The 23,246-nt window shown below is 33.1% G+C and carries 23 protein-coding genes; all 23 read right to left on the bottom strand.

Annotated features, from left to right (window positions below):
- Positions 1–5: 5 nt before the first annotated feature.
- The 23 genes from fliD to flgM all read right to left on the bottom strand — a co-directional run bounded on the left by fliD (position 6) and on the right by flgM (position 23,181).
- Positions 6–2,234, bottom strand: coding sequence for a flagellar filament capping protein FliD (gene fliD, locus MHH69_RS04320; protein WP_122971049.1), 2,229 nt, complete (start codon positions 2,232–2,234; stop codon positions 6–8).
- Positions 2,235–2,253: 19 nt separating this feature from the next.
- On the bottom strand, positions 2,254–2,628 hold the full coding sequence (locus MHH69_RS04315; protein ID WP_122971050.1) for a flagellar protein FlaG: 375 nt from the start codon (positions 2,626–2,628) through the stop codon (positions 2,254–2,256).
- A gap of 209 nt (positions 2,629–2,837) precedes the next feature.
- Positions 2,838–3,965 carry a UDP-4-amino-4,6-dideoxy-N-acetyl-beta-L-altrosamine transaminase gene (gene pseC, locus MHH69_RS04310; RefSeq protein ID WP_122971051.1) on the bottom strand — a complete coding sequence of 376 codons (1,128 nt, stop codon included), beginning with the start codon at positions 3,963–3,965 and terminating at the stop codon, positions 2,838–2,840.
- A 125-nt stretch (positions 3,966–4,090) separates the two neighbouring features.
- Positions 4,091–5,137, bottom strand: coding sequence for a pseudaminic acid synthase (gene pseI / locus MHH69_RS04305; protein WP_122971052.1), 1,047 nt, complete (start codon positions 5,135–5,137; stop codon positions 4,091–4,093).
- Entirely contained in the window at positions 5,134–6,108 is a 975-nt protein-coding gene (pseG, locus tag MHH69_RS04300) for a UDP-2,4-diacetamido-2,4,6-trideoxy-beta-L-altropyranose hydrolase (RefSeq protein ID WP_241559271.1), read from the bottom strand. Before pseG ends, pseI begins: the two co-directional genes overlap by 4 nt.
- Positions 6,109–6,118: 10 nt before the next feature.
- Positions 6,119–6,841: a cytidylyltransferase domain-containing protein gene (locus tag MHH69_RS04295; protein WP_122971054.1), complete on the bottom strand. Its 723-nt coding sequence runs from the start codon at positions 6,839–6,841 to the stop codon at positions 6,119–6,121.
- A 3-nt stretch (positions 6,842–6,844) separates the two neighbouring features.
- Positions 6,845–7,531 carry an HAD family hydrolase gene (locus tag MHH69_RS04290; protein WP_122971055.1) on the bottom strand — a complete coding sequence of 229 codons (687 nt, stop codon included), beginning with the start codon at positions 7,529–7,531 and terminating at the stop codon, positions 6,845–6,847.
- Positions 7,528–8,451, bottom strand: coding sequence for an ATP-grasp domain-containing protein (locus MHH69_RS04285; RefSeq protein ID WP_122971056.1), 924 nt, complete (start codon positions 8,449–8,451; stop codon positions 7,528–7,530). The genes MHH69_RS04290 and MHH69_RS04285 overlap by 4 nt, the downstream gene beginning before the upstream one ends.
- Before the next feature lie 92 nt (positions 8,452–8,543).
- Positions 8,544–9,680 carry a glycosyltransferase family 2 protein gene (locus MHH69_RS04280; protein ID WP_341361809.1) on the bottom strand — a complete coding sequence of 379 codons (1,137 nt, stop codon included), beginning with the start codon at positions 9,678–9,680 and terminating at the stop codon, positions 8,544–8,546.
- 38 nt (positions 9,681–9,718) lie between these two features.
- Positions 9,719–10,696, bottom strand: a complete 978-nt coding sequence (pseB, locus tag MHH69_RS04275) for a UDP-N-acetylglucosamine 4,6-dehydratase (inverting) (protein ID WP_341361808.1) — start codon at positions 10,694–10,696, stop codon at positions 9,719–9,721.
- A gap of 214 nt (positions 10,697–10,910) precedes the next feature.
- Positions 10,911–12,554 carry a Coenzyme F420 hydrogenase/dehydrogenase, beta subunit C-terminal domain gene (locus MHH69_RS04270; RefSeq protein WP_341361807.1) on the bottom strand — a complete coding sequence of 548 codons (1,644 nt, stop codon included), beginning with the start codon at positions 12,552–12,554 and terminating at the stop codon, positions 10,911–10,913.
- Between the two features lie 3 nt (positions 12,555–12,557).
- The gene (locus MHH69_RS04265) at positions 12,558–13,700 is read right to left on the bottom strand and encodes a polysaccharide pyruvyl transferase family protein (protein WP_122971059.1); all 1,143 of its coding nucleotides are present in this window, start codon (positions 13,698–13,700) and stop codon (positions 12,558–12,560) included.
- A gap of 205 nt (positions 13,701–13,905) precedes the next feature.
- Positions 13,906–15,126 carry a motility associated factor glycosyltransferase family protein gene (locus MHH69_RS04260; RefSeq protein ID WP_341361806.1) on the bottom strand — a complete coding sequence of 407 codons (1,221 nt, stop codon included), beginning with the start codon at positions 15,124–15,126 and terminating at the stop codon, positions 13,906–13,908.
- Positions 15,123–15,467 (bottom strand): hypothetical protein, encoded by a 345-nt coding sequence (locus MHH69_RS04255; RefSeq protein WP_122971061.1) that lies wholly within the window; start codon positions 15,465–15,467, stop codon positions 15,123–15,125. Before MHH69_RS04255 ends, MHH69_RS04260 begins: the two co-directional genes overlap by 4 nt.
- Before the next feature lie 11 nt (positions 15,468–15,478).
- Entirely contained in the window at positions 15,479–17,188 is a 1,710-nt protein-coding gene (locus MHH69_RS04250) for a motility associated factor glycosyltransferase family protein (RefSeq protein WP_341361805.1), read from the bottom strand.
- A gap of 96 nt (positions 17,189–17,284) precedes the next feature.
- The gene (hag, locus tag MHH69_RS04245; protein ID WP_341361804.1) at positions 17,285–18,184 is read right to left on the bottom strand and encodes a flagellin Hag; all 900 of its coding nucleotides are present in this window, start codon (positions 18,182–18,184) and stop codon (positions 17,285–17,287) included.
- A gap of 193 nt (positions 18,185–18,377) precedes the next feature.
- Complete coding sequence (gene csrA / locus MHH69_RS04240) at positions 18,378–18,596, bottom strand: carbon storage regulator CsrA (RefSeq protein WP_191705974.1); 219 nt, start codon at positions 18,594–18,596, stop codon at positions 18,378–18,380.
- Positions 18,596–19,039, bottom strand: coding sequence for a flagellar assembly protein FliW (gene fliW / locus MHH69_RS04235; protein WP_341361803.1), 444 nt, complete (start codon positions 19,037–19,039; stop codon positions 18,596–18,598). Before fliW ends, csrA begins: the two co-directional genes overlap by 1 nt.
- Before the next feature lie 14 nt (positions 19,040–19,053).
- On the bottom strand, positions 19,054–19,626 hold the full coding sequence (locus MHH69_RS04230) for a DUF6470 family protein (protein ID WP_341361802.1): 573 nt from the start codon (positions 19,624–19,626) through the stop codon (positions 19,054–19,056).
- Positions 19,627–19,677: 51 nt separating this feature from the next.
- Positions 19,678–20,604: a flagellar hook-associated protein FlgL gene (gene flgL, locus MHH69_RS04225; RefSeq protein WP_341361801.1), complete on the bottom strand. Its 927-nt coding sequence runs from the start codon at positions 20,602–20,604 to the stop codon at positions 19,678–19,680.
- Between the two features lie 39 nt (positions 20,605–20,643).
- Positions 20,644–22,329: a flagellar hook-associated protein FlgK gene (flgK, locus tag MHH69_RS04220; protein WP_122971068.1), complete on the bottom strand. Its 1,686-nt coding sequence runs from the start codon at positions 22,327–22,329 to the stop codon at positions 20,644–20,646.
- Between the two features lie 70 nt (positions 22,330–22,399).
- The gene (locus MHH69_RS04215; protein WP_341361800.1) at positions 22,400–22,900 is read right to left on the bottom strand and encodes a flagellar protein FlgN; all 501 of its coding nucleotides are present in this window, start codon (positions 22,898–22,900) and stop codon (positions 22,400–22,402) included.
- A gap of 20 nt (positions 22,901–22,920) precedes the next feature.
- Positions 22,921–23,181, bottom strand: a complete 261-nt coding sequence (flgM, locus tag MHH69_RS04210; RefSeq protein WP_341361799.1) for a flagellar biosynthesis anti-sigma factor FlgM — start codon at positions 23,179–23,181, stop codon at positions 22,921–22,923.
- Positions 23,182–23,246: the final 65 nt, after the last annotated feature.

Raw genomic sequence — 23,246 nt, 5'->3', positions numbered from 1 at the left:
TTAATTTATGCTGTTTGGAAAAGACTTGCTTGGCTATTTGCTTTGTTAATGGCCGATTCCATTGCCGTGAACTGTCTCCAGTAACGCTCTTCAATGTTTTCTAACTTATCTAACCATCTCTTGATACTGCTATCTACTTCATTCAAACGTTTTCCTAAAGTAAACGTATCATTTGTTGAAGTTGATTTCCCTGCTTTTTTCTCAATGTCTGTTGTAAACTCTTTTAGTTCGTCACGTAATCGTTGGGCTATTCCGCGCGAGTCAACAGTTTTTCCATTTTCATCCTTTGTAACAGAACCTGTTTGTGTAAACATAGATGCCACTTGGTCTGGATTTTTTTCGATAGCACTACGCAATTTATCTTCATCAATAACTAGTTTACCACCATCCGAGTAAGTGGAAGATGTCGTAATTCCTATTTCTGCTAAAGAATCCATTGTAGCATCACCTAAACCTGCTACAGAATTCATAAATGAGCTACGCATACCATATAAACCGTTCGTTAAAATGGAATCATTTCTTAGCAAACCTGATTTAGCTTTTGCTTCCCATTTTTCAATTTCGTCTTCAGACATTTCTTCTTTTTGCTCGTCTGTTAACGGTGGATAATTACGATCATAGCTCTCTTTTAATTTGCTATTAATTGTCGTTACAAGCCCATTATAAGTTTCAACAAACTTTTTAATTTTGTCCACCATATCATCAACGTCTGTTGATGAAGTAAGTGTAACAGGGTTAATAGTTGTTGCATTACTTATTTCATTATTTAAGAACGAATTTAAATCAACTTCATTATTAGAAGAATCGTAAGCTTTATTCGTATTAAAATCGTATGTAATTCCATAGTTTTTCGTTAAAGCATCACTTAAAGTAGACTTTGCTGAATTCAAATTATTTGTAGCTGTTTCAGCATTAACGATACTTGTTTCTAATTGTTTGTTTGCATCGAAATAAGCTTTAACATCTGTAAAAGTTTGATCTGTTTCACCATTTAAATTATCTGCCAAACCTTTGAAAATCGAAGCTGATGAAGTGAATGAAATAGAAGCTTCTGCATCTCCTGTTGCTTCTGTCTCAGAAATGAACATCTTTTTTAACTGTTCCACTTCAGATTCAGTAAATAAATTTGTTTCACTATCGGCAGAATATAAGCCTTCCAGTTCTGTTTTTAACACAGCCGGATCCTCAAAATTCAAAGAAGAAAGTTTCTTTAATTTTTCTGCTCCGTTTTCTCCTAAATTCATTAAATAAGCATTTAATGCATCATCTGTTTCAACTGAGTCAATCGCTGAACGAATGTTCGAACTTAAAGCTGATTTTTTTGCCGATACATCATTTTGAGCAGCATCCAAATTATTCATTGCATCATTATACTCAGAAGAAGCAATAATGTAATTATTGTACATATTTTTTGTGTAATCTGCTGTTATAGACTGATTATTAAAAGTCGAGCTAAGGGTTACTGTATAACCATTTATAGTAAATGTATTGGAACTTCTTTCAGTCGCAATTCCATTTATAGAAAAGATCGCATTTTGACCACCAGAAGCTAAATCAAGAGAAGTACTACTATCAAAGTTGCCAGTTTGATCACCAAAACCAAGCTTATTAAATAAAGTAGCACCCGTTCCAGCCGATACAGTTACCTCGGCTCCATTTTCGATATCCCCCATATTTTTTGCAGTAATGGAAAGTTTGCCGTTCTCGAAAAGGGCAGTAACGCCAATATCGCTACTATTAATTTTTTTAACTAATGAATCAACTGTTTCATTTGCATCAATTGTAAATTCTTTTGAACTTAATGTACCACTACTATTAATCGCACTTAAAGTAAATTTGGAACCACTTGCTAAACCGGTTAAATCGGTAATTTTACTTGAACCTGTAGCTACAATCGTTGACCCTACTCCTTGTGCTGATTTCGCTAATTGACTTACACCATCAATCGAAATAGTACCTGTAGCAGAGGAACTAGCCGTTGCAGTTACATAGGATGAATTGGAAGATGTTACTGTTTTTTTATAAAAGTTACTTGATAGACGATAATTATCGAATAAAAAATCATCAAAAGAACTTAAAGCTGTATTAATTTCTCGATAGGCATCCCGTTGCCATTCGTATTTTTGTTGTTGTTGATAAAGCTTGTTTAAAGGCGCTTTTTCAGCAGACATTAACTTTTCAACAATCGAGTCAATGTCCATACCAGATGCTAACCCACCTACACGTGTTACCATTTATATACCCTCCAATGAATTATATTTTTTCGTCTACGATCATTCCGACTAGCTTTTGCATTTCATAAAATGCATCTAGCAGTTTTTTGGGTGGAATTTCTTTTACTACTTCTTCTGTATCTTTATTTACAACTTGAACGAAGTAACGTTCTAAACCTTCATGGTAAACAAACTTTGCCGAATTATGGTTAATTTCTAGAAATTCATTTAATGAATCAACCGCTTGTTTTAATTTTCCTTCCGTTACTTCACTATTTTCCAAAGTGGCATTTTGTTGATTTGTCATAGTTGTCGTATTTGAGCTTCCTTGCTTCTCTACTTGTTCTATCGATGCACTTTGAACCGTCTTCATTACCGTTGCACTTTCTACAGCATGTTGTGACGAAATACGCATACTATCATCCTCCTTGATTAATTGAGTGCACGTATATGGTTCAATCTATATTGTTTCGTATAGTTAATATCGGCTTTCAAAGTTATATTTCCATAAAAAATTCGAGAAAATTTGAAATTAAGAATACGTTTCTACTGTTTGTACTGTATGAAACAATAAGAAAAAGCTTGGAGAACAGTTTAAACTACAAAGTTCCCAAGCTTTCCTATTTATATTAAATTTTTAAGCGTATCGATAATATAAGCAATTTGATCATTTGTTAAAGATGGATGAATTGGTAATGTTAGAGCCCTCTCATACCATTCTTCAGCAACTGGACATATTCCTCTTTTATAACCTAAATTTTGATAATATGGGTGCCAATAAACAGGAATATAATGTACATGTACACCAATATTCGCATCACGCATCTTTTCAAACACTAGTTTACGGTTTGCATCCTTTAGTTGAATCATATATAAATGCCAACCCGACTCAGTATCTGGAAGCTGTTCAGGTATTATAATACCCGGTATTTTTTTTAATGCTTCTGTATAAATAGATGCAATTTCCCGACGTCTATCTAAAAGTGAATTTAATTTTTTTATTTGTGACAGTCCTAATGCTGCCTGTATATCCGTCATACGGTAATTATAACCTAAATCAGTCATCTCATAATACCAGCCGCCTTGTGAATCGCCATAAGTTGTACGCTCAATCCCATGACTTCTGAACTTTATCAATTTTTTATAATAGGTTTCATTGCTTGTAACAATGATGCCACCTTCACCTGTAGTAATAGGCTTTACTGGATGAAAGCTAAACATTGTCATATCTGCTCTCGCTCCAACTTTACTACCTTTATAGTTTGCCCCTAAAGAATGGGCACCATCTTCTATTACAATTAAATTATGTTTTTTAGCAATGTGATTGATAGCATCAATATCTGCAGGTTGCCCTGTAAAATCAACAGGGATAATTGCTTTTGTTTTTGCCGTAATTTTCTTTTCAATATCTATTGGATCGATGTTATATGTTTTTGAATCGATATCGGCAAATACAACGGTTCCTCCAACATAGCGAACACAATTTGCACTTGCCGCAAACGTAATGGGTGTTGTAATTACTTCATCTCCCTCTCCAATACCTGCTGCGTAACAAGCTCCATGTAATGCAGCAGTACCATTGCTAAAGGAAACCGCATATTTAACACCAACATATTCAGCTACAGCCCTTTCAAATTCTTCTATTTTAGGACCTTGTGTTAAAAATGATGAACGTAACGTGTCAATCACAGCATTAATATCGTCTTCATCTATGGATTGTCGGCCATATGAAATAAATTCGGATACTTTCATTGCCAAATTCCCCTCTAATTGAGTTAACATTTAATGAAAATTTAAGAAAACTTTAAATCTATTAATTCTTTTAATCAATTTTCAAAAATGTATATTGTTTATTTTTAGTCTTCTACAAAATAAATTTATAGCAATAAATCCCAACTTAATGGTGTACCTTTTTGTGCATCTTTTTTTATTGCTTTTCCAATAACTAAATCGTAATATTTCGTCGGTAATCCTAAACCTGGGCGAACATCTCGAACATTTTCTTTTGTTAAAATATCTCCCTCTTTTAAATCTTGAGCGATATATAACGAACGACGATGTTCTAAAGATGCTATTTCCGCTTCGGTCGGTCCATATTTTATCCTTCCGATACTTTGCCATGCTCGTTCTGTCTCTTCGACTAACATTTTTAACTCATGGGGTTCCATGGAAAACGCTGAGTCAACCCCACCTTCTTCACGGGATGTTGTAAAGTGCTTTTCAATTACTGTAGCACCTAATGTAACAGCTGCAACTGCTACGCCAACACCCATTGTATGATCTGATAATCCCATTTCGGTTCCGAATAACTCACGCATATGGGGTATTGTTGCTAAGTTTGAATTAGCAGGAGTCGCTGGGTAAGTACTTGTACATTTTAGTAAAATAATTTGCTCATTTCCTTCATCACGTGCAGCACGAACTGCTTCATCTAATTCTGCAGCTGTTGCCATCCCAGTTGAAATAATGAGTGGTTTACCAGTTCGAGCTACTTTTCGAATAAGTGGTATTGATACGTTTTCGAATGACGCAATTTTATAAGCAGGTACGTTCAACGTCTCTAAAAAATCAACCGCCGTTTCATCAAATGGTGAGCTAAATGCAAGGAGGCCGTGTTCCTTTGCACGATTAAAAATCGCTTCATGCCACTCCCACGGCGTATATGCTTCTTTATATAAGTTATAAAGAGATTGACCTTTCCAAAGGTTCGAGTCATGAGAAATAAAAAATTCTCCAGTATGTACATCCAGCGTTATCGTGTCAGGTGTATAAGTCTGGAGTTTTAATGCATCTACACCTGCCTCTGCAGCTAAATCAACTAGATGTAATGCTCGTTCTAAAGAATGATTATGATTACCAGACATTTCTGCAATGATAAACGGCTTTGTATGACGGCCAATTTCTTTGTTCCCTATTTTAATCATGCTAACAACTCCATTATTTCATTTATCCAAGGATTTGGAACTTCATTTTCTGTTAAAGATAAGCCCATTTTTCTTATTTTATCCAATGGTTGCTTTTCAATTTTTAAAGTATTTAGTAGATTGCTATACATCTCTACAGTTACTTCGTTATGCCATCCTAAATTTAATACCGCCCCTAATTCAGCAGCATATTTCGTTGCTTCCCTTTGATTCTCTGCAACAATTGTACTTGATGAAGGAAGCCCTACATAACAACGTTCCCAAGTTGTCGAGCCACCAGCACCAATTGAAAAATCCGCTTGTTGCATAAGACTCGCAATATATGGGATTTGACAGTGATAATAATAACCTCTTTCTTGGCAAATCTTTTTAATTTTATCTTTTTGGATATTACCGTTTCCAACGACAACATCTACATGGTGAAAAATAGGAGATGTTTCAGTTAATGCTTGTAACACTTTCATCGTTTCGTTGGTCGGATCTGTTCCTCCCATAAAGATGAGTAAACGTTCCACATTTCTTTTTTCACCATTGAAAAGTTGACGAGCTTTAATAAATTCATCTCTTAAGATTAAATATTTTGGTCCAAGTAAAGTTTTACAATTTTGAGGAATCAATGTTTTATAACGTTTTTCAAAGTTTGGTACAACATTTTGATCTAGTAATAGGTCACAATCGTGGCTGCGATTAGCTAAGTCATCGATGACCATTATTTTATTTGTATATTTCCTATGGATGTTTTCCCATTTCTCATCAATACCATAGTGGTCTACTATGTATAAGTCAGCATGTTCAGCTTCAAGAATATGCTCAAATCCTTGTTCTTTTACATAATCGATTAAATTTCCTTGTAGTGGTTCCATCCAAAAACTAACTAAGCAACCTTGCCTTTTTAAATTTTCTGCAATAGTAAGGCATCTCATGACATGACCACTGCCTATTTGTATGGAAGCATCGGTACGAATAATCACTTTTTTCAAATCAAATCACCGGCTTTTGCTCAATATGGGCATTTAATTTTGCCACTTCAGGATTTGCATTTAAATATTGGATGACATCTGCGCTCGATACTAATGGATGTTGAAAATGTTCAGCAACAGCTTTTATAAGTTCATAATCTTCCTCCGTATCAAGGGTAATGCGTAGTTCAGGTGCGGTACGATTAGAAGGAGCTTGATAACGAACTGCCTCAAATTGCTCTGGGAACTCATATGCGTAGTACGTCACATGTTCACGATGGCGTCCTTCATTTCCAACTTTGTGGATATGAAGTAATGCATCGTAAGAAATTAATTCGACAACTAATCCACGAGGTAGCTCGCCTTCAACAATCACGATGTCTTTTCGTTCTTTTTCCATTAGTGCAACAATATCACTTGCCATTTCATAGTCTACAAACGGACAATCGGATGTTACACGCATGATATAATCAGGTTCATATGCCCTTGCACATTGAACATAGCGATCCAACACATCGTCTTCAGAACCTCGGAAGTATGGAACACGATGCTCTTCACACCATTTAGCGATTGCATCATCTTGCTGTAAATGTGACGTAGCAATTATCACTTCATCAACACCTTGTATTGCTCGACATCGTTCAATATCATAAGTTAGAACATCTACATTTCCAAGAGGCTTTAACACCTTTCCTGGCAAACGTGACGATCCCATTCGAGCTTGAATTATTACGATTGTTTTCATAGTTTAAACCTCTACTTCTGGCCATATTTTTTTCAGAGCAATAGGGAGTTCTGTAATATTTTGAATTTGTAACTCTGCCTCATATTCAGAAGTCAATTGTTTATGTGCGTGTTGCCCTGTCATTATTCTTATCGTTCGAAATCCTAAATTTTTGATACCTACAAAGTCTTTAGACGGGTTATCACCAATATAAACAATATTTTCCGGTTCAACTTTCTCCCGTTTCGCAATTAATTGAAAACAATAAGGAGACGGCTTACTATGTTTCCTCCCATATCTGTATGTGATGTAACATTTCTCCATGTAATTTTCTAATTTAAGCGCTAAAACCTTATTATATTGAACTAATTTATGCCCATCGGTAACTAGATACAGAGGGAAACTTCTTAAATTTTCTAATGTATTTATAGTGTTTTGGGGTAATTGTATATTTGGTTTATGTAATCGATAAATAGATACACATTTTTGAGCTAGTTTTTTCTTATAAAAACCATATTCTTTAAGTACGTCGTCGAAAATAGCGCCACGCCCTTGTTGTTGCAGTCGGTTCCACATCCAATCATAAACCTCATTTTTTTTGACATGAAACTCTTCTTCTAAAAACTCACTAACTGCCCGAAATCCACTTTTCACAAAATCATACTCATCATACAATGTATCATCCATATCAAAAACAATTATTTTCTTCATATTATTAAATCCTTTTTATATCGAATTTGCTTCAATTTTTTAAGTTGAACTGACCAATCATCAATAGTTTCTCCGTTACATTCTGCAATCCACCAGTTAAATGTATCAAGACCTGCATAAATGCTTAATGTCGATGCACCACCGATTCTAGCATTACATTCGATAATCCATAGTTCACCATTTTTATCTTCAATTGCTTGGAACATCACATGTCCTTCTAAATTTAAAGCTATTGCAGCTCTACAGATTAATTTTTCTAGTTTAGGATGATCTATAATTTCTGTAATTTGTGACTCACCGTCTATTACTAATGTCCGCTTTCTAACAATAACTGCCTTCACTTTCTTCGTTTTCGTTATATATAAATCAATACTATACTCAGTACCATCAATCATCGGCTGGATTATAGGTGAATATAAATTTGGCAAAACACTTTGCAACTCATCTTTCGTTAAATTTAAGTATAAATTTTTTGACCCAGCACCGTATCTTTCTTTTATGACATATAAATCATTTGAGTTGATATCTTTTAAACAAAGGGTAGTAGGAATGGCATTTAGTTGTAATTTGTTTAAATATGTACTGAATAAATATTTATCTGTAACTATATTAATAGCATCTAAAGATGAAACGAGTACGTTAATTCCTACATTTTTTAATTCTTCCTGATACTTTGAAAAGTATTTTAAGTCTTCTTCCCTTGTTGGTAGGACATAAAAACATTCGATTTGTTGCATTTTTTTAATAAAATCTGAAATATGTAGTTCATTTAATCGAGGCATTTGCCAAAATTCATCGACGAAATATTTACTCATAACATTAGCATTGATATCCGCTCCAATGACAAATAAGCCTGACGTTTTTTTTATACATTCAATAAGAGGAATCTTATTACCAATACTTGTAACTAAAATCTTCAAACTGAAAACCCCCCTTCTTTAAATAAAGCGATAACCTTTAATTGGTTATCGCTTTTATTTAAAAATTTACGTTGTAAATTAGTGCCTATTATTTACAAAGTATAGCTTATTAGCTCTTTCCTCAATTCTCTTTTTGTAAATCTAAAATTATCTAATTTACTTTCTATAGCCTTCAAATTATATTGAGCATCTAAATAATTGGGCCTTAAATTTAATGCAGTTGAAAAAGATTTCTTCGCTTTCGTAACATCATACGTTGCATAACAAACTCCCATGTTATTAAAAGCTTCTGCCATTGTACTATTTTCTTCTATTGCTAATTGATAATAACTAATTGCATCCTTATATTTACATTCATAATACAATAGATTACCTAAATAAAAATTGATAATATCATCTTTACTTTTTAAATGAATTAATTTTCCAAAAGCTTCTTGATAATTCCCTATTTTTATCATAACTTTAGCAAATAATAAATTTTTATTAGCTTCATTTAGTGGAGTGTCCTCAACAATTTTCCAAATAAACTCTTTACCAATCTTTCTTACAATTTCAACTTCAGATTGCAATTGAGCCCCATGATTATTTGAAAGATTCATATTATGTCTACGGCAATAATAGATTCCCCCTGGCACATAAGCAAATTTGTATTTCATTGCTAATCTAATTGTTAAATCATAATCCTCCGCATGGATAATGTCTGGATTATATGGGGTATTAATAAAGCACTCTCTTTTCCCAACTAAAGTTGCTGGTCCAGGGATAAATTGTCTAAACAACATCGATGCTAGAAATAGATTACGGTTATCTGAAGGCATTTCTGCTTTTAATAGATTTTGAATTTCACCTTCACTATTAACTATTGTCAAATCGCCATAAACAATATCAATGCTAGGATTTTCAAGCAAATACTTCACATGTTCATAAATTTTATCACGGTGATAGTAATCATCTGAATCTAATAAAGCGATGTATTTACCTTTAGCATTTTTTATTCCAACATTTCTAGCAATCGAAGGTCCCTTATTTTCTTGATTAAAATACTTTATATCAAAATGTTTGTTATCTTCTATTATTTTATGAATCATAACCGATGTTGAATCTGTTGAACCATCGTCGACAATAATTAACTCTATATCCTTATATGATTGATTAAATACACTATTTATTGCTTGTTTAATATACTTTTCTCCGTTATAAACAGGCATGATTACGCTGACTTTTCCCAACAAATTACCTCCCCTGTTTTTAGGAAAGATAGCTTTATTTAATCATTAAGATTATTTGCTAGTTTCTCTAATTCTTCTACAGTTAACCATTCAGTATTTGAATCACTTGTATAAGCAAAACCGTCAGGTAATTCTTTTCCATTGTTTGTATTTGATTTTGACCACCACGGAAACTCTGGTTGGATAACGTAATAATCTTCAAATTCGATAGTATGACGCGCATCATCTTCCATTATCATCGCTTCATGTAGCTTTTCACCTGGACGTATACCGATAATTTTAATTTCGCATTCTGGCGCGATTGCTTTAGCTAAATCGACAACTTTCATACTCGGAATTTTTGGTACAAAAATCTCGCCACCATGCATACGTTCTAAATTATCGAGAACAAATTGAACCCCTTGATCTAAAGTAATCCAAAAACGGGTCATCCGTTCATCTGTTACTGGAAGTACACCTGTGTGGCGAATTTTTTTAAAGAAAGGTACAACACTTCCCCTACTACCAACAACATTTCCATAACGTACTACAGAAAAGCGTGTTTTTTTATCACCAACGTAAGCATTGGCAGCAACAAATAATTTATCTGATGCTAATTTAGTAGCACCATATAAATTAACTGGACTACACGCTTTATCCGTTGAAAGGGCAATCACCTTTTCGACACCACGATCGATTGCTGCTTCCACTATATTTTGTGCACCATGAATATTTGTTTTAATTGCTTCAAAAGGATTATACTCACAAGCATCCACATGTTTCATCGCAGCGGCATGGATTACAATATCGACTCCATCAAATGCACGATATAATCTTTCTTTATCGCGAACATCCCCTATGAAAAAACGTAGTCGGCTATCGTCAAATTCTTGTTTCATTTCATATTGCTTTAATTCGTCACGACTAAAAATAATAATTTTTTTCACATTTGAATCTAATGCTTTTCGGACAAACTTTTTACCGAAAGATCCTGTCCCACCAGTTACTAATACTGTTTTATCATCTAAAATATTCATCAAAACTACTCCAATCAATTTCACTTTGTCAAATTTTATCGAAAATTATATTATTATTATCGGATATTTTTACTAGAAATAAAGAAAAACCTATGAAATCATAGGTTTGAAAAATTTCTCAGATACTTACAATTTTTAACATCCATAATTTATGTTGCACTTCGCCAAATAAACTAGTTAGTATTTTAAAGGAAAAAGCTTTTATCAATTCTATTTATCGAAAATATGGATCAATATAGTCAATATCCTCTTTATAACCATTTTCATTTAATGTCATCGAAATTTGCTTGTAGTAATCTATCGGAGAAATCAACACTTTCAAATTATTCATCGTTAAAGCCTCCTCAATCGAGTAAACATTTAATCCATTAACTTTTTTTCCTACAAGTTTCGCATTGCTGTCAATAAAACCTGATACTTTTAATCCTGCTTTATGTAAATTGTATAAAATAACTTGTCCCGAAATCCCCGATCCCCATATAAAAATATTTTGATTGTCTTGGACAAATTCGATCACTTTACTAGCATTAAACATTTGATTTACCGGGGAAGATATTAAGTTTAACTGATATTCTAGACTTTTAAAGGTTTCGGTAAAGATGGAAAAATCATTTTTTTCAATCGCATCTTTTAAAACAGGGGTACACTCATTATTAATTTTTTCCCTTAAATTATATACCTCAGCCCTACTTGTTTCTTTTGGTTCTACTCTTTTTTTAGGGACCCATTGCCGATTTGAAATTTTATTATATAATCTTTGAGATAATCCTTCTCTCTTATGTCTTATTCCACCAGTTTGTGATTTGATTATTTCATTAGGAGACATCACTTTTAAATCTAAACTTTGATCGTTTATCCCTTTTTTTATCATGTTATTTATTAATTCATTGCGAACAATGACTATATTTGTACCTTTATCATCATTTATAAATTCAGGTAGCCATGCATCTCCAACTACAATATCAGCTGTTTCACCAAAGACATCATCGCAGAAGTCACATGCATTATATTTAAAAAAACCCGTTCCCCAGTTTGTACCGTATAATTCATTTACTGGAATGACAGACTCTATACTTTCGGAATTCGTTTTACCTTCTAATTTTACTGCATAATCATTAGCATTTTTATTTGGTAATTTATATCGAAAATTGATCTTTTCTAATTCTTCTATCGGAGTTTGCAGTTTAATCATTTCAGTATAATAAGTACTTTTTAAATGTCCACAAACTAACCCAATCATATATTTTAATCTTTTTTGTATATTCGTTTTCTTTAAGGATAAATTCCTTAAAGATTTAATGAAACAAGGTACTCCAACGATTGCATATCTACCTGGATTATTTTCAACAAAGGATAGAACTTTTGACATTTCTATTGGATAATATTTTGATTTTGCCCCACGCTTAATTTCATCAATGGTACTAGAAATATTATATTCAAACATTACATTTCCATTATCGTTACTTTCTTTTACATGTATAACTCTATCAATTTCATTTTCTTCAAGTAATTTTGAAATAATCCAAGAAACCATTCCACCCGAACTGCCATTTTTCCGAAAATCTCCTTTTAAAACACTACCTGCATAAAGATTTAAATAATAGCCAGTAAGTTCATTGTAATGATTGTTTTTAGAAAATAACAATTCCCCCATTTCTGTTTCGTTTTTAGAAGCATTTGAAAAAGGACAAACTGACAATATTTCATTTTCTACTTCTTTTTCAATGGGATTTGTTACATTTAATTTATATTTTCCATCGGAAGTTAATTTGATCTGTAAATTCTCATTAAACAGAGTACAAGAACCACAACCGATACAATAATCTCCATCTAAAATATTTTTAAGTTCTTTAAGCATATCTTAGTTAATCCCTTCAAAAATTTTCTTTATAAAATTAAAAGATCTATCTTTGTATTTTTGAATGTTGGAATTATAGTAACTGAAATCTTGTTCTAAAATTTCATCAATCTTTTTATTATTTATTAAAGTTGCATTTCTAGCTTGAACTTTAAACAACTTATCTAAAGTTTCTATTCTAGAATTCATACTTGGTAAATTACTCTTTCTTTCAAAAATGACATAAGGGGTGTTGAAAATATTAGAAAAAACGATTCCGTGGAATGAGTCCGTAATCACTAATTGAGCACTACTAATATAATCTAAAAATTCAAATGGATCTGCATCATAATATTTTTCTTCCTCATATGAATTGACTGTAACAACTTCTAATTTTGACTCCCTTTTAACAGTTTCAATGAAGTTTTTCATTTCCTCAGTAGTTTCACCTAAAATATATACAAAAATATAAGGGGCAGTTGGTTTTTCTCTATGAGGATATAAATAACTTTCCCATTCATGTCTAGCTAACAACATCGTAGGATCTAATACTAATTGTCCCTTTTCTACACCTATATTTGAGAGTATATCTAATCCTGCAAATTCTCTGACACTTATTTCTTTAAAGTCTTTTAGATGTAATTTTATTTCTGACAAATCCATTTCACTCTCTGGTGAGATTCCGAAACTAGCTGCATAAGACACTTTTACTGCTTTAGTTTCTACTGGAATTAAACAATTAATATTATGTTCGAGCCATTGAGGGTTCCATACTTGATCACTACCTACAACTAATAAATCAAATTGATTACAAATCTCCTCTGAGATATATTCATTACCTAGTATTCCATTATCAATTTCATTTAAATTTGTTTCACTAAATTTCTTGAATTTTATAAACCTTTTAATCCTTAAATTTTTATAATTTAGATCAGGGGTACTATCAACAATTTTGTTGATTAACTCTTCATCCGAATAATCTTCTTTATACAAATTATAATTATAGAAAAATGAATTTTTATTTAAAGGAGAATAGTTTGAACCACTTCTTTGAAAAAGTGTTTCAACTTGTCCATATTCTTTAAATAAATTTTCCATTGCGAAATTTTGTAGTCGGTTACCGTAATTATCATAGCCACTTAATGTTATAATTCCAATTTGCTTCATAATTTTCTCCAATACGTATCATTTTTTTGGCTTTTAATCTAGCATTTAATGAAGATAAACTTTTAATTTCATATATCGTCAACTTCTTTATGTAGAATTGTATCGAAATTTCTATTACTACTATCGGTTATTTTCGTTAAAAATAAAGAAAAAACCTATGTTTCCATAGGTTTAAATTATTCCCATCATTATACATTATTAGTTACTATTTTGAATGAACTAATTTATAAAACTGTTTTTCATTGATGACTTCTACATTATGAATTTCCGCTCCATCTAATGCCGTATTATAAACCCTCATACCGGTTGAATATTTCATTATCGAATTAAACCACATAAGATAAGAATGCAAATTGGGGGTTGTATATATTTCTTCCCCTTTGTTCGAAATAACTTTAATTAAGTTTTCCATTTTAGAAACCGTTCTTCCAGATGTCGAAAAAGTTGCGTGGGTTTTATTTTCTTTGAAGCCTAAATCTTGTCCGAAAAGAACAATTGTATCGAAGCCTAAAAATTTTAGAGTACTAAACCCAGTTGTTGCAACAGAACCACCTGTTTCCACTAAAGGAATATTATTTTGTTTTGCAATTTCTTCTGCTTTCTTAAAACCAGATTGAAATAATATATATCTCGTATATGAATAATTTGAAGTTGCTTCATAATTCGCTGTACTTAAGTAAAATAGTACCCCATCAAAATTAGTACCTTCTAACTGCTGTATAATATTTTTCTTAGGATCAGAGATGATTACAGCGTCTGGTTTAATACCTTCCTTCAACAAAACTTTTAATGCCGAACCTACACATAAAATATAGAGTTGTTCTCTTACATTTTTTATCCAGGTTTTTGTTTCATTGAGTGATGGACCACTCGAAACTAAACAAGCTATTTTATTATCCCGTTTCGTTTCAGATAGATAATGTTTTAAGTTTTTATCATTTAATCTTATATTATTCGAAAAATTTTCGTCCAAAAGTTTTTTTTGATTGCTGTAGCTTTCTTGTTTAATTTTTATATCCGCTAAAAAGTTGTATAGAGGATTCGATTTATTTAATACTTGTAACCATGCATTTGGAATAATCATTTGATAGTTATTATTCAGTTTAATATCTTTTGGATTGTAGACAATATGAACATTTGGAAGATTTAAAATCTGCCTAGAAATAGTAGAATTCGAAAATATTTTATGTTCTTGTTCATCTACACATAAAACAAAGATTTTTTTACATTTCACTTTATTTATAATCGCTTTTAAATGATACCCCAATCCTAGGCCTAATAAAAAATAGCCTTCAGCATTTAAATCCAGTTCTTTTTCTATAAATGCCTCTGCATGGTCTATTGGCTTATATTTGCTATAAATGTGAATACCGTCAACAGTAAGTGTTTGATGACCATCTCTAGCTAAACCAATTTCAAATATCATTGTTCAATCACAATTCTACTATATTGCTCGAAAAATTCGGCAATTTCATATTCAAATAAATCAGCAACTAAATGAAAATCTTGAATTTCTAATGCATTGTTTATTTCCGTCAAAAACTCATGGATTTTATCTATATTCGATGTAACATTTACTTCATTTTTCTTTAATAATTCAGCTGCTTCCGTCAGCCAAATTACCCCTTCTGAAAAATCCTTTACACTTGATAATGCTGATTGAATTTGGTCGTCTCGCAATTTATTTGCAATTGCTATACAACCGCTCGGTAATTTATTTAAATATTCATTATAACTTTCAATTACTTCTAGTACGACGTTTTGCAACTTTCCCACTCCTAATTTTCAATTTCAGTAATAACATCCCTTAAATTGACTTTTACCTTATCGAAAGCTTCTAATAAACGTTTGTATAAAGTATAAGTCTGATTCCATACTCGATCAAAAGCTTCCTTTTGCGTTTCATTCGGTTTCTCCAAATAACAATTCGAAACTTCAATTGTAATTGGACCAATAAGAAAATGAACTTGGATTTTTTTCGACTTTTGATTTATTTCCTTTTCAATTTTATCGAACAAATTAAGTGTATGTTGATCAAAGAATGTATTGTTTTTTACTTTATGTAAAACATGGATTCCTTTAATTAACAGATTTTCTAGATCCCCTATTAATTTCAACTCCTTTTTATAAATGTCTACAACTTCTTTGTCTGTTTTATAAATTGCATTATTGTTATCTAGATGATCTAAATTTTTCACTTTATTTGTATCAACATAAGTGTCAACAAAATCTTGGAATGGAAGTTGTTCATACCCTTTTAGTTTCACTCCACCCTCCGTACAATTAAATATAGGTACAAGTGGTTTATAAAAACGAATAATTTCTTCAAATACCATTTTCATAGATAAAAAATCACGAGATGTGATAACTTCTTCTCCATAGTATCCTTCAACTGGTATTAGTTCTTTATTTAATTTCGTAATATCTTCAACTTCTTTTGCAAATTTGTTTCCTTTTGCATGGGTTTGATTATTTGTATAGGCTAAATCTTGCCCGATCATTGCAATAGGACCGGAATTTAACAACCTTGCAACCGTTACACCATAATGGGCAACAGTTCCTCCGCCAGCTAAAACAGGTAAATTAATTCCTATATTATCTAATAAGTACTTACCTATTTCCTCTTGATTCACTTGTGTAAATACGTAGCCTCTTTTTCGGAAGGATTTTCGAACACCGGAATGATTATAAGGCGAATATATTAATCTCGCTTTATCAAATTGGAGATCTTTAAAATGTTTATAATTTGGTTCCCCTCCGTCAATTGAAAGGACAAAATCTGGTTCCAAGTCTGCCGCTAATAGGGAATTGACAGTAGAACCGGAAGCAATAATAATCACATGTTCTTGAATTTTTTTGAGCAAAGGGAGTTGTTTCGTTAAAGATGGTCCTCCCGCTGCTAACACTACCGGTAAATCAAACTGATTATGTAAAACAGATAAAGATTCATCTTTAGCAATCATCGGGACATTAATGGAAAAGTTCCGTTGCCATTGATTAGCAAAAAACACTTCCGTATTATAATTAATTTGTGTTTTATTTTGAAAATCCCGCAAGTAAACTAACAGATCCCGATAGTTTTTTACAAATAACTTATCATAATTTGGGGTTAAAATAACCTTTATCTTTAATGCTTTCCCCTCTGAAATAGTTGAAATCAAATAACCTAAAGTATTTACTGTACTTTCTCCCCAATAGAACACTTTTTCACTGTTTTTATGGCGTTCATCAATTTGAATTTTCCCCATTTCAATTAAAGGGTCAACAATGATGATTGACTCATTTTTCATTTTTCTAAGTAAACTATCAACGACATACCCTTTCCCATATCCAAAAATAATATGGGTACAGTTCATACTATATTCTTTTTCTGCAATTCGCTCGGATTCTATGATCGGATTATATTTACTATGTACATGATATTCATTTATTTTTAACGTTTCATCGCCTGATTTGGCAACCTCTATGTTTAAAATGTATTCAGTCAAAATCTCCACCTCATATTAAATATCGTCCGTTTCATATATAAATGAAGATAAAAAAAACAGAAGAGGAAAACCTCTTCTGTTTCTTATGGTTAAAAATTAACCTAATAATTGAAGTACACCTTGTGGTTGTTGGTTAGCTTGAGCTAACATAGATTGAGCAGCTTGCATTAAGATGTTGTTCTTAGTGAAGCTCATCATTTCTGCAGCCATGTCAGTATCACGGATACGTGATTCAGCAGCTGTTAAGTTTTCAGAAGTTGTACCTAAGTTGTTGATTGTGTGCTCTAAACGGTTTTGAACCGCACCTAAAGATGCACGAGTTTTAGATACTGTGTTAATAGCTTTGTCAACGATTGTAATTGTATTATCTGCAGCAGATTGAGTAGTGATGTTAATACCAGCAGTACCACCCTCAGATACACTTGCTGCAGCAGTTACAGATACACCTAAAGCACCTGCAGTCATTGTACCGATAGATAAGTTAATGCTTTGACCTGAGTTAGCACCGATATGGAATTGTTTACCACCAACAGCAGTAGCATTTCCACCAGAAACTGCATCTGTACGAGTACCTTTGAAAGTACCGTCTAATAATTTTTGAGTGTTGAACTCAGTGTTTTCTGCAATACGTGTAATCTCATCAGATAAAGATTGGATTTCTAATTGTAATGCTTCACGGTCAGCAGTTACGTTTGTGTCGTTTGCAGATTGAACTGCTAATTCACGCATACGTTGTAAAATTGAGTGAGTTTCGTTAAGAGCACCCTCAGCAGTTTGGATTAAAGAGATTGAGTCTTGAGCGTTTTTAGACGCCATGTCAAGACCACGGATTTGTCCGCGCATTTTTTCAGAGATAGCAAGACCAGCAGCGTCGTCGCCAGCACGGTTAATTTTGTAACCTGAAGATAATTTCTCAAGGTTTTTAGAAGCTTGAGTGTTGTTGAAAGCTAGGTTACGGTGAGTGTTTAAAGCTGAAATGTTGTGTTGAATTCTCATTTAGAATTCCTCCTTGAATTTTTATTAGATAATCCACATCCGTGTGGAATTGCTTGGCTTTGGAATAGTACCATCGCCTTACATTACTAATATCGTCCTATTTAAAATTAGTTTAATAGATTTTGAAAAAAATTTTTTTCAATTTTTTTGAGTTACATAAAAAACCCACCCAGCATGACCGAGTGGAGGTAAGTTATTTTTTTTTCAATTGTTCAAGTAAATTTACATTTGTATTTAATGCTTCTTTATTTTGATCTTGAATCGCTTGAAATACTTCAGAACGATGGACTTTTACATTTCTTGGTGCAACGATACCTAGTTTAACTTGATCACCATCAACCGATAAAATCTTCACTTCGATATGATCACCAATCATGATTGATTCGTTTTTTTTACGGGATAGGACAAGCATTATTTTGCACTTCCTTCCAATGTACTAATTGGAAATCTTAATGGGTACGCTGCACTATCTTGTAACACAATTTGTTTTCCAAGCTTTTTATTCACGTTAAAAACAATCGGTGCTAATAGATTTAATGTGGATTCTAGGAAAGTTTCTTTTAGAGTTACAATGGAATAAACAATCACATCTTCCTCCTTCTCAATTTTCAAATCTTCTTTATCTTCATCACTTATATCAAATTCATAGTCCTTTTTAAAAGCGAAAGGATAAGCAACGACAAACCCAATTTCTGCTTTTTCCGTTGATTGAAGTACCGCCAACGGAAGGTCACCATCTATAGGAAGAAGGACAAACTTTTTTAAATCAGGAAAACCTGGAAGTCCGTATTCAAACGTAATAATATCTCCATCGTTTATTTCTACTTCTCCTAAAAATTTTGTTTTTATATTCATATTAATTGCTCCTTTTATCCAATGAAATCAATATCTATTGATGGACGTTGTACTACTTCGTGGGTTACTTTTCCTTGTTTATAATCATATATAGGTCGATTAATTTGAACGTCTATTTCAGGTTTCTGCGGTGTATAATTTGTTTCTACCTTACCTGGCGTATAATCTATTTTAACAGAACCGACGGATGGAACGAATTTAATGTTCATTGGTACTCGATGGGGACCATGATTTTGCTTAGCAATATTAGCTATAATCGCTCTCCCCTGGCCCTTTCCACTATTCTCCAAAATTTGTCGCCCTTCTTGTACTGCCTTCGCTATCCCCTTTAATACTGCCTGTCTGCCATCAGCCACATATTTTTGGACCGATTCTTTCGGTGTTAACAGTCCTAAATCTTGCCAAGCTTGCGACTGATCAATTTCAAGCTTTCCTTTTGTTGTTTCAATATTTAATTTTCCATTAGGCTGCTTTATCGTTTGATTGGCCTTTGGTTGTCGAATGATTTGAACAGGATCTTGAATATGCATATTCAGTTTTATATCAGTTTTCGTTATATGAAGCTTAGGGAAATTCAACTTATTCACCTTCTTTTAATAAAAGCGTTTGAACAAGTATGTCCAAACGCCATGTGAAAATTATAAAAAATTGACTAAAGTTTGTTGAATGATTTTTGCTCCTACAGAAAGGGATGCTTGATGAATCGATTCATAGGTAATCATTTGTGTGATTGCTTCAGCATAATCAACATCTTCGTTTTGCGACATTTGTTTTGTCACATTAATTTCCTGTAAAGAGAGGCGATTCGTCATCATTTCCACTCGGTTTTGTCGAGCTCCAACATCTGCGCGAGCCTCTAACACTTTATTTTGAAGTTCAGATAAAGTATCGTCAGTACCATCTGCTAGACCGCCTAATAGATTTCCAATTTCCTCACCGTCAGATGCATCCAGTGCCGAAGAAATATTCGCCATTAAATCATCTACATTTTTAAATAGTTCTGTACCATTAGACGTATTTACCTGTATTTGAATTCCATCAAATACTTCCATATTTACTTCTCCTGATGTTGCAGAAATAAATTCACCTGTCGAGCTGTCATAGGTTTCTGGATTTAATTCACCATTGACGAACAATGGAGATTGGGTTTTCGTTCCATTAAAAATATATTTATCAGCAATTTTTGTATTGGCGACATCTTGAATTTGACTTCGAATTTGATCGATTTCAAGTTTAATTTTTTGACGATCATCTGCAGTATTCGTATCATTAGCAGCTTGGACAACCAATTCCTTTACTCGGTTTAAAGCGTCCCCTACTTGTCCTAATGCATCATCGGATGAATCTAACCAGGAATTAACTTCGTTCATATTTCGTTCAAATTGGCTAACTTTATTTAAATCTGTTCGATAACTCATACCTTTAATAGCAATGACCGGGTCATCGGAAGGGCGAGTAATTTTAGAGCCTGTATTAATTTGATTTTGTAACTCAGACATTTTCGAATAGCTAGTACTTAAATTTCTTAGCATGTTATTAGATAACATAGATTGGGTTACGCGCATAACAATCTCCTTTCTTTACATCTAAATTGGAATTCTATTTTATAATCCAACACGGCCCATGCCGTTAATAATTTTATCTAGTGTTTCATCAATGACTGTAATCATTCGCGCATTGGCATTATACGCTTGCTGGAATGTAATCATATTCGTCATTTCTTCATCTAATGAGACAGAACTCATGGAAGCACGGTTATTTGCAACAGTTAAACGAATCGTTTCTGAATTATATTGTAGACGGGCTGCTTCTTGTCCATCTACTCCCAATTGTCCGATTAAACTTTCATAGAAGGATTGGAAAGTAGCACCATCTAGATCCGTTGTCGGCGTGTAAGTAACATTTGCATCGTTAGGGTTCGTACGATCTAAATCAATTGTAAATCCATTAGCTCCTACTGCCTTACTTTGTAAGTTCGCTAATTCAGTTGCCCATTTCCCATTTCCTTCTTCACCTGGAGCGGAAGATGCAGCAATTTTTTTAGGATCATTTTTAATTTCAGCGCTTACTTTAATTGTACCTGCCGTTATAGTTCCAGCAGAAGTTGCTGTTGCACCTTCTCCTACGAAGAATAGTCCCCCGTCTGGAGCTGTCGAATCATTTGTAGAATTCAATGTATAACCTGCTTGATGTACTGTATTAAATGCTTCCACAAATACTTGGGCTAATTTATCTAAATTCGCTAACATTTCAGGATAGTACCCTTCAGTTGTCGGACTATCTGTATTTTTGAAACCGTACGAATTAATTAATGATAGCAGTTTACCTTTAGAATTCTCAAAATCTGCTTCTTCAAAACTCCCTTGAGTCGTTGTACTATCGGGTGGATTTCCAATATTAGAAACAACAATTTGGGCAAATGGATTATACCCTTTCGTTGCTGCGTCATCCACATTTCCATCTACTTTATTTCCTGCAGTATCTAATGCCTTCAGTTCTGCATAGTCTTTTCCATCAACTAAAGTCATCGTTGTACCATCAGCAGTTTTATAAGTAATTTTATAACTACCTTCTGCAATTTCTAAAGCGTTCCCACCAGATTTTACTCGTTCAACTGAAACTGGTATGTATTCGTTTAACTCATCAAGCAAAGTATCTCGTGCATCGTATAAATCATTCGGCATATAACCATTTGGCTCTACAGCTTGAATTTGTTTATTAATTTCAGCAATTTGTTTCAAAATTGAATTGATTTGAGTAGTGGATACATCAATTTCATTTCCGATATTTCCTTGAATTTGTTTTAATTGTGTATCAAGGTAGTTAAACGTATCAGCCAAATGTTCTGCCCTTTGAATGGCAACTTTCCGTGCAGCTGAATCTTCCGGGTTAGTACTAACATCTTGTAAGGAACTCCAGAATAAATTGAAGGCTTCGTTTAAACCATATTCCGACGGTTCAGACATAACATCTTCCATTTGTGAAATTGCATTTGCTTTCGATTCCCAATATCCTAATTTATTTGTTTCTTGACGATATTGGCGATCGATAAATTCATCTCGAATACGTTGGACCGATGTCGCTTCCACGCCTGTCCCAATATGTCCTGCTGTCATTGGAGAGTTCAAACCTGCGCCTGGATAACCTAATGTGGAAGCCATATTCACCCGTTGACGCGTGTAGCCTATTGTATTGGCATTGGAAATATTATGACCAGTCGTGTAGAGTGCACTTTGTTGTGTAAAAAGTCCTCTCTTACTTGCTTCTAATCCCATGAATGTGGAGCGCAAAACTAACTCCTCCTTTAAATTGTTTTATGTATATGGAGCACGGCTCTCGATACCGTGCATATTGATTTAATTATGCTTGTGAATCAAATAATGATTTTTTAGACAAAGGATTATTCGTGTTCGATGCCTTTCCCGAATAGTTCATTTGCTCTTGGTTAGGGCGCATCATATCTAAAGTCATATGGACGAATTGTAAAGATTGGAATACGAGTTTTTGATTTAAATCATTTTGCTTTCGTAAATCATCGATAACTGCCATTAACCGCTTCCGTACCGATTTTAATTGCTCTCGCTCTTGTTCTAAATCAGCCGCTTCGATCACATCGAGAACAGTTGGAGTGTCAGCATATACAATTCCTTTTGCGTCCAAGTAATCCATTACTAGTTGCTGACGCTGTTGCTCGAGCTGTTCAATAGCCGCTATATGGGATTGCTCATTTTTTAACATCGTATCTAGTTCGTCCATATCGCCTTTTTTCACAATTTCTGTCTTCTGAATTGCTAGCTCAAACAAACTTTTATGCATTTTTTCAAGTTTTTCTAAAACGGATATGATTGATTGAAGCGACATGGTGAAAAACTCCTTTTCAACTATTTACGATAATAATTCAATAAATCTTCAGCTACTTTATGAGCATCAACTTTATATTCACCCGATTGAATTTCTTCTTTTAGCTTTTGAACTTTTTGAGCACGATCTGTACTATAATTTAAAGAAGTTGACAATGCTTTTGCGGTAGTTGAAATTTCAATTTTATCAGTAACGTTCGTTTTTGCTTCTTTTGGTTTAACATTTACTGGTTGTTTGTTGTAAGGATTAATTCCATTTACACCCAATGATGTAATTTTCACAACTACCCCTCCTCTCATCATTCTTGTATATTTTATATTTCGGTTAAATTAACAAAATGTTAACG

It is taken from the genome of Ureibacillus sp. FSL E2-3493 (assembly GCF_038077515.1).
Classification (GTDB): Bacteria; Bacillota; Bacilli; order Bacillales_A; family Planococcaceae; genus Ureibacillus; species Ureibacillus halotolerans.
This window is presented reverse-complemented; position numbering and strand designations above follow the sequence as displayed.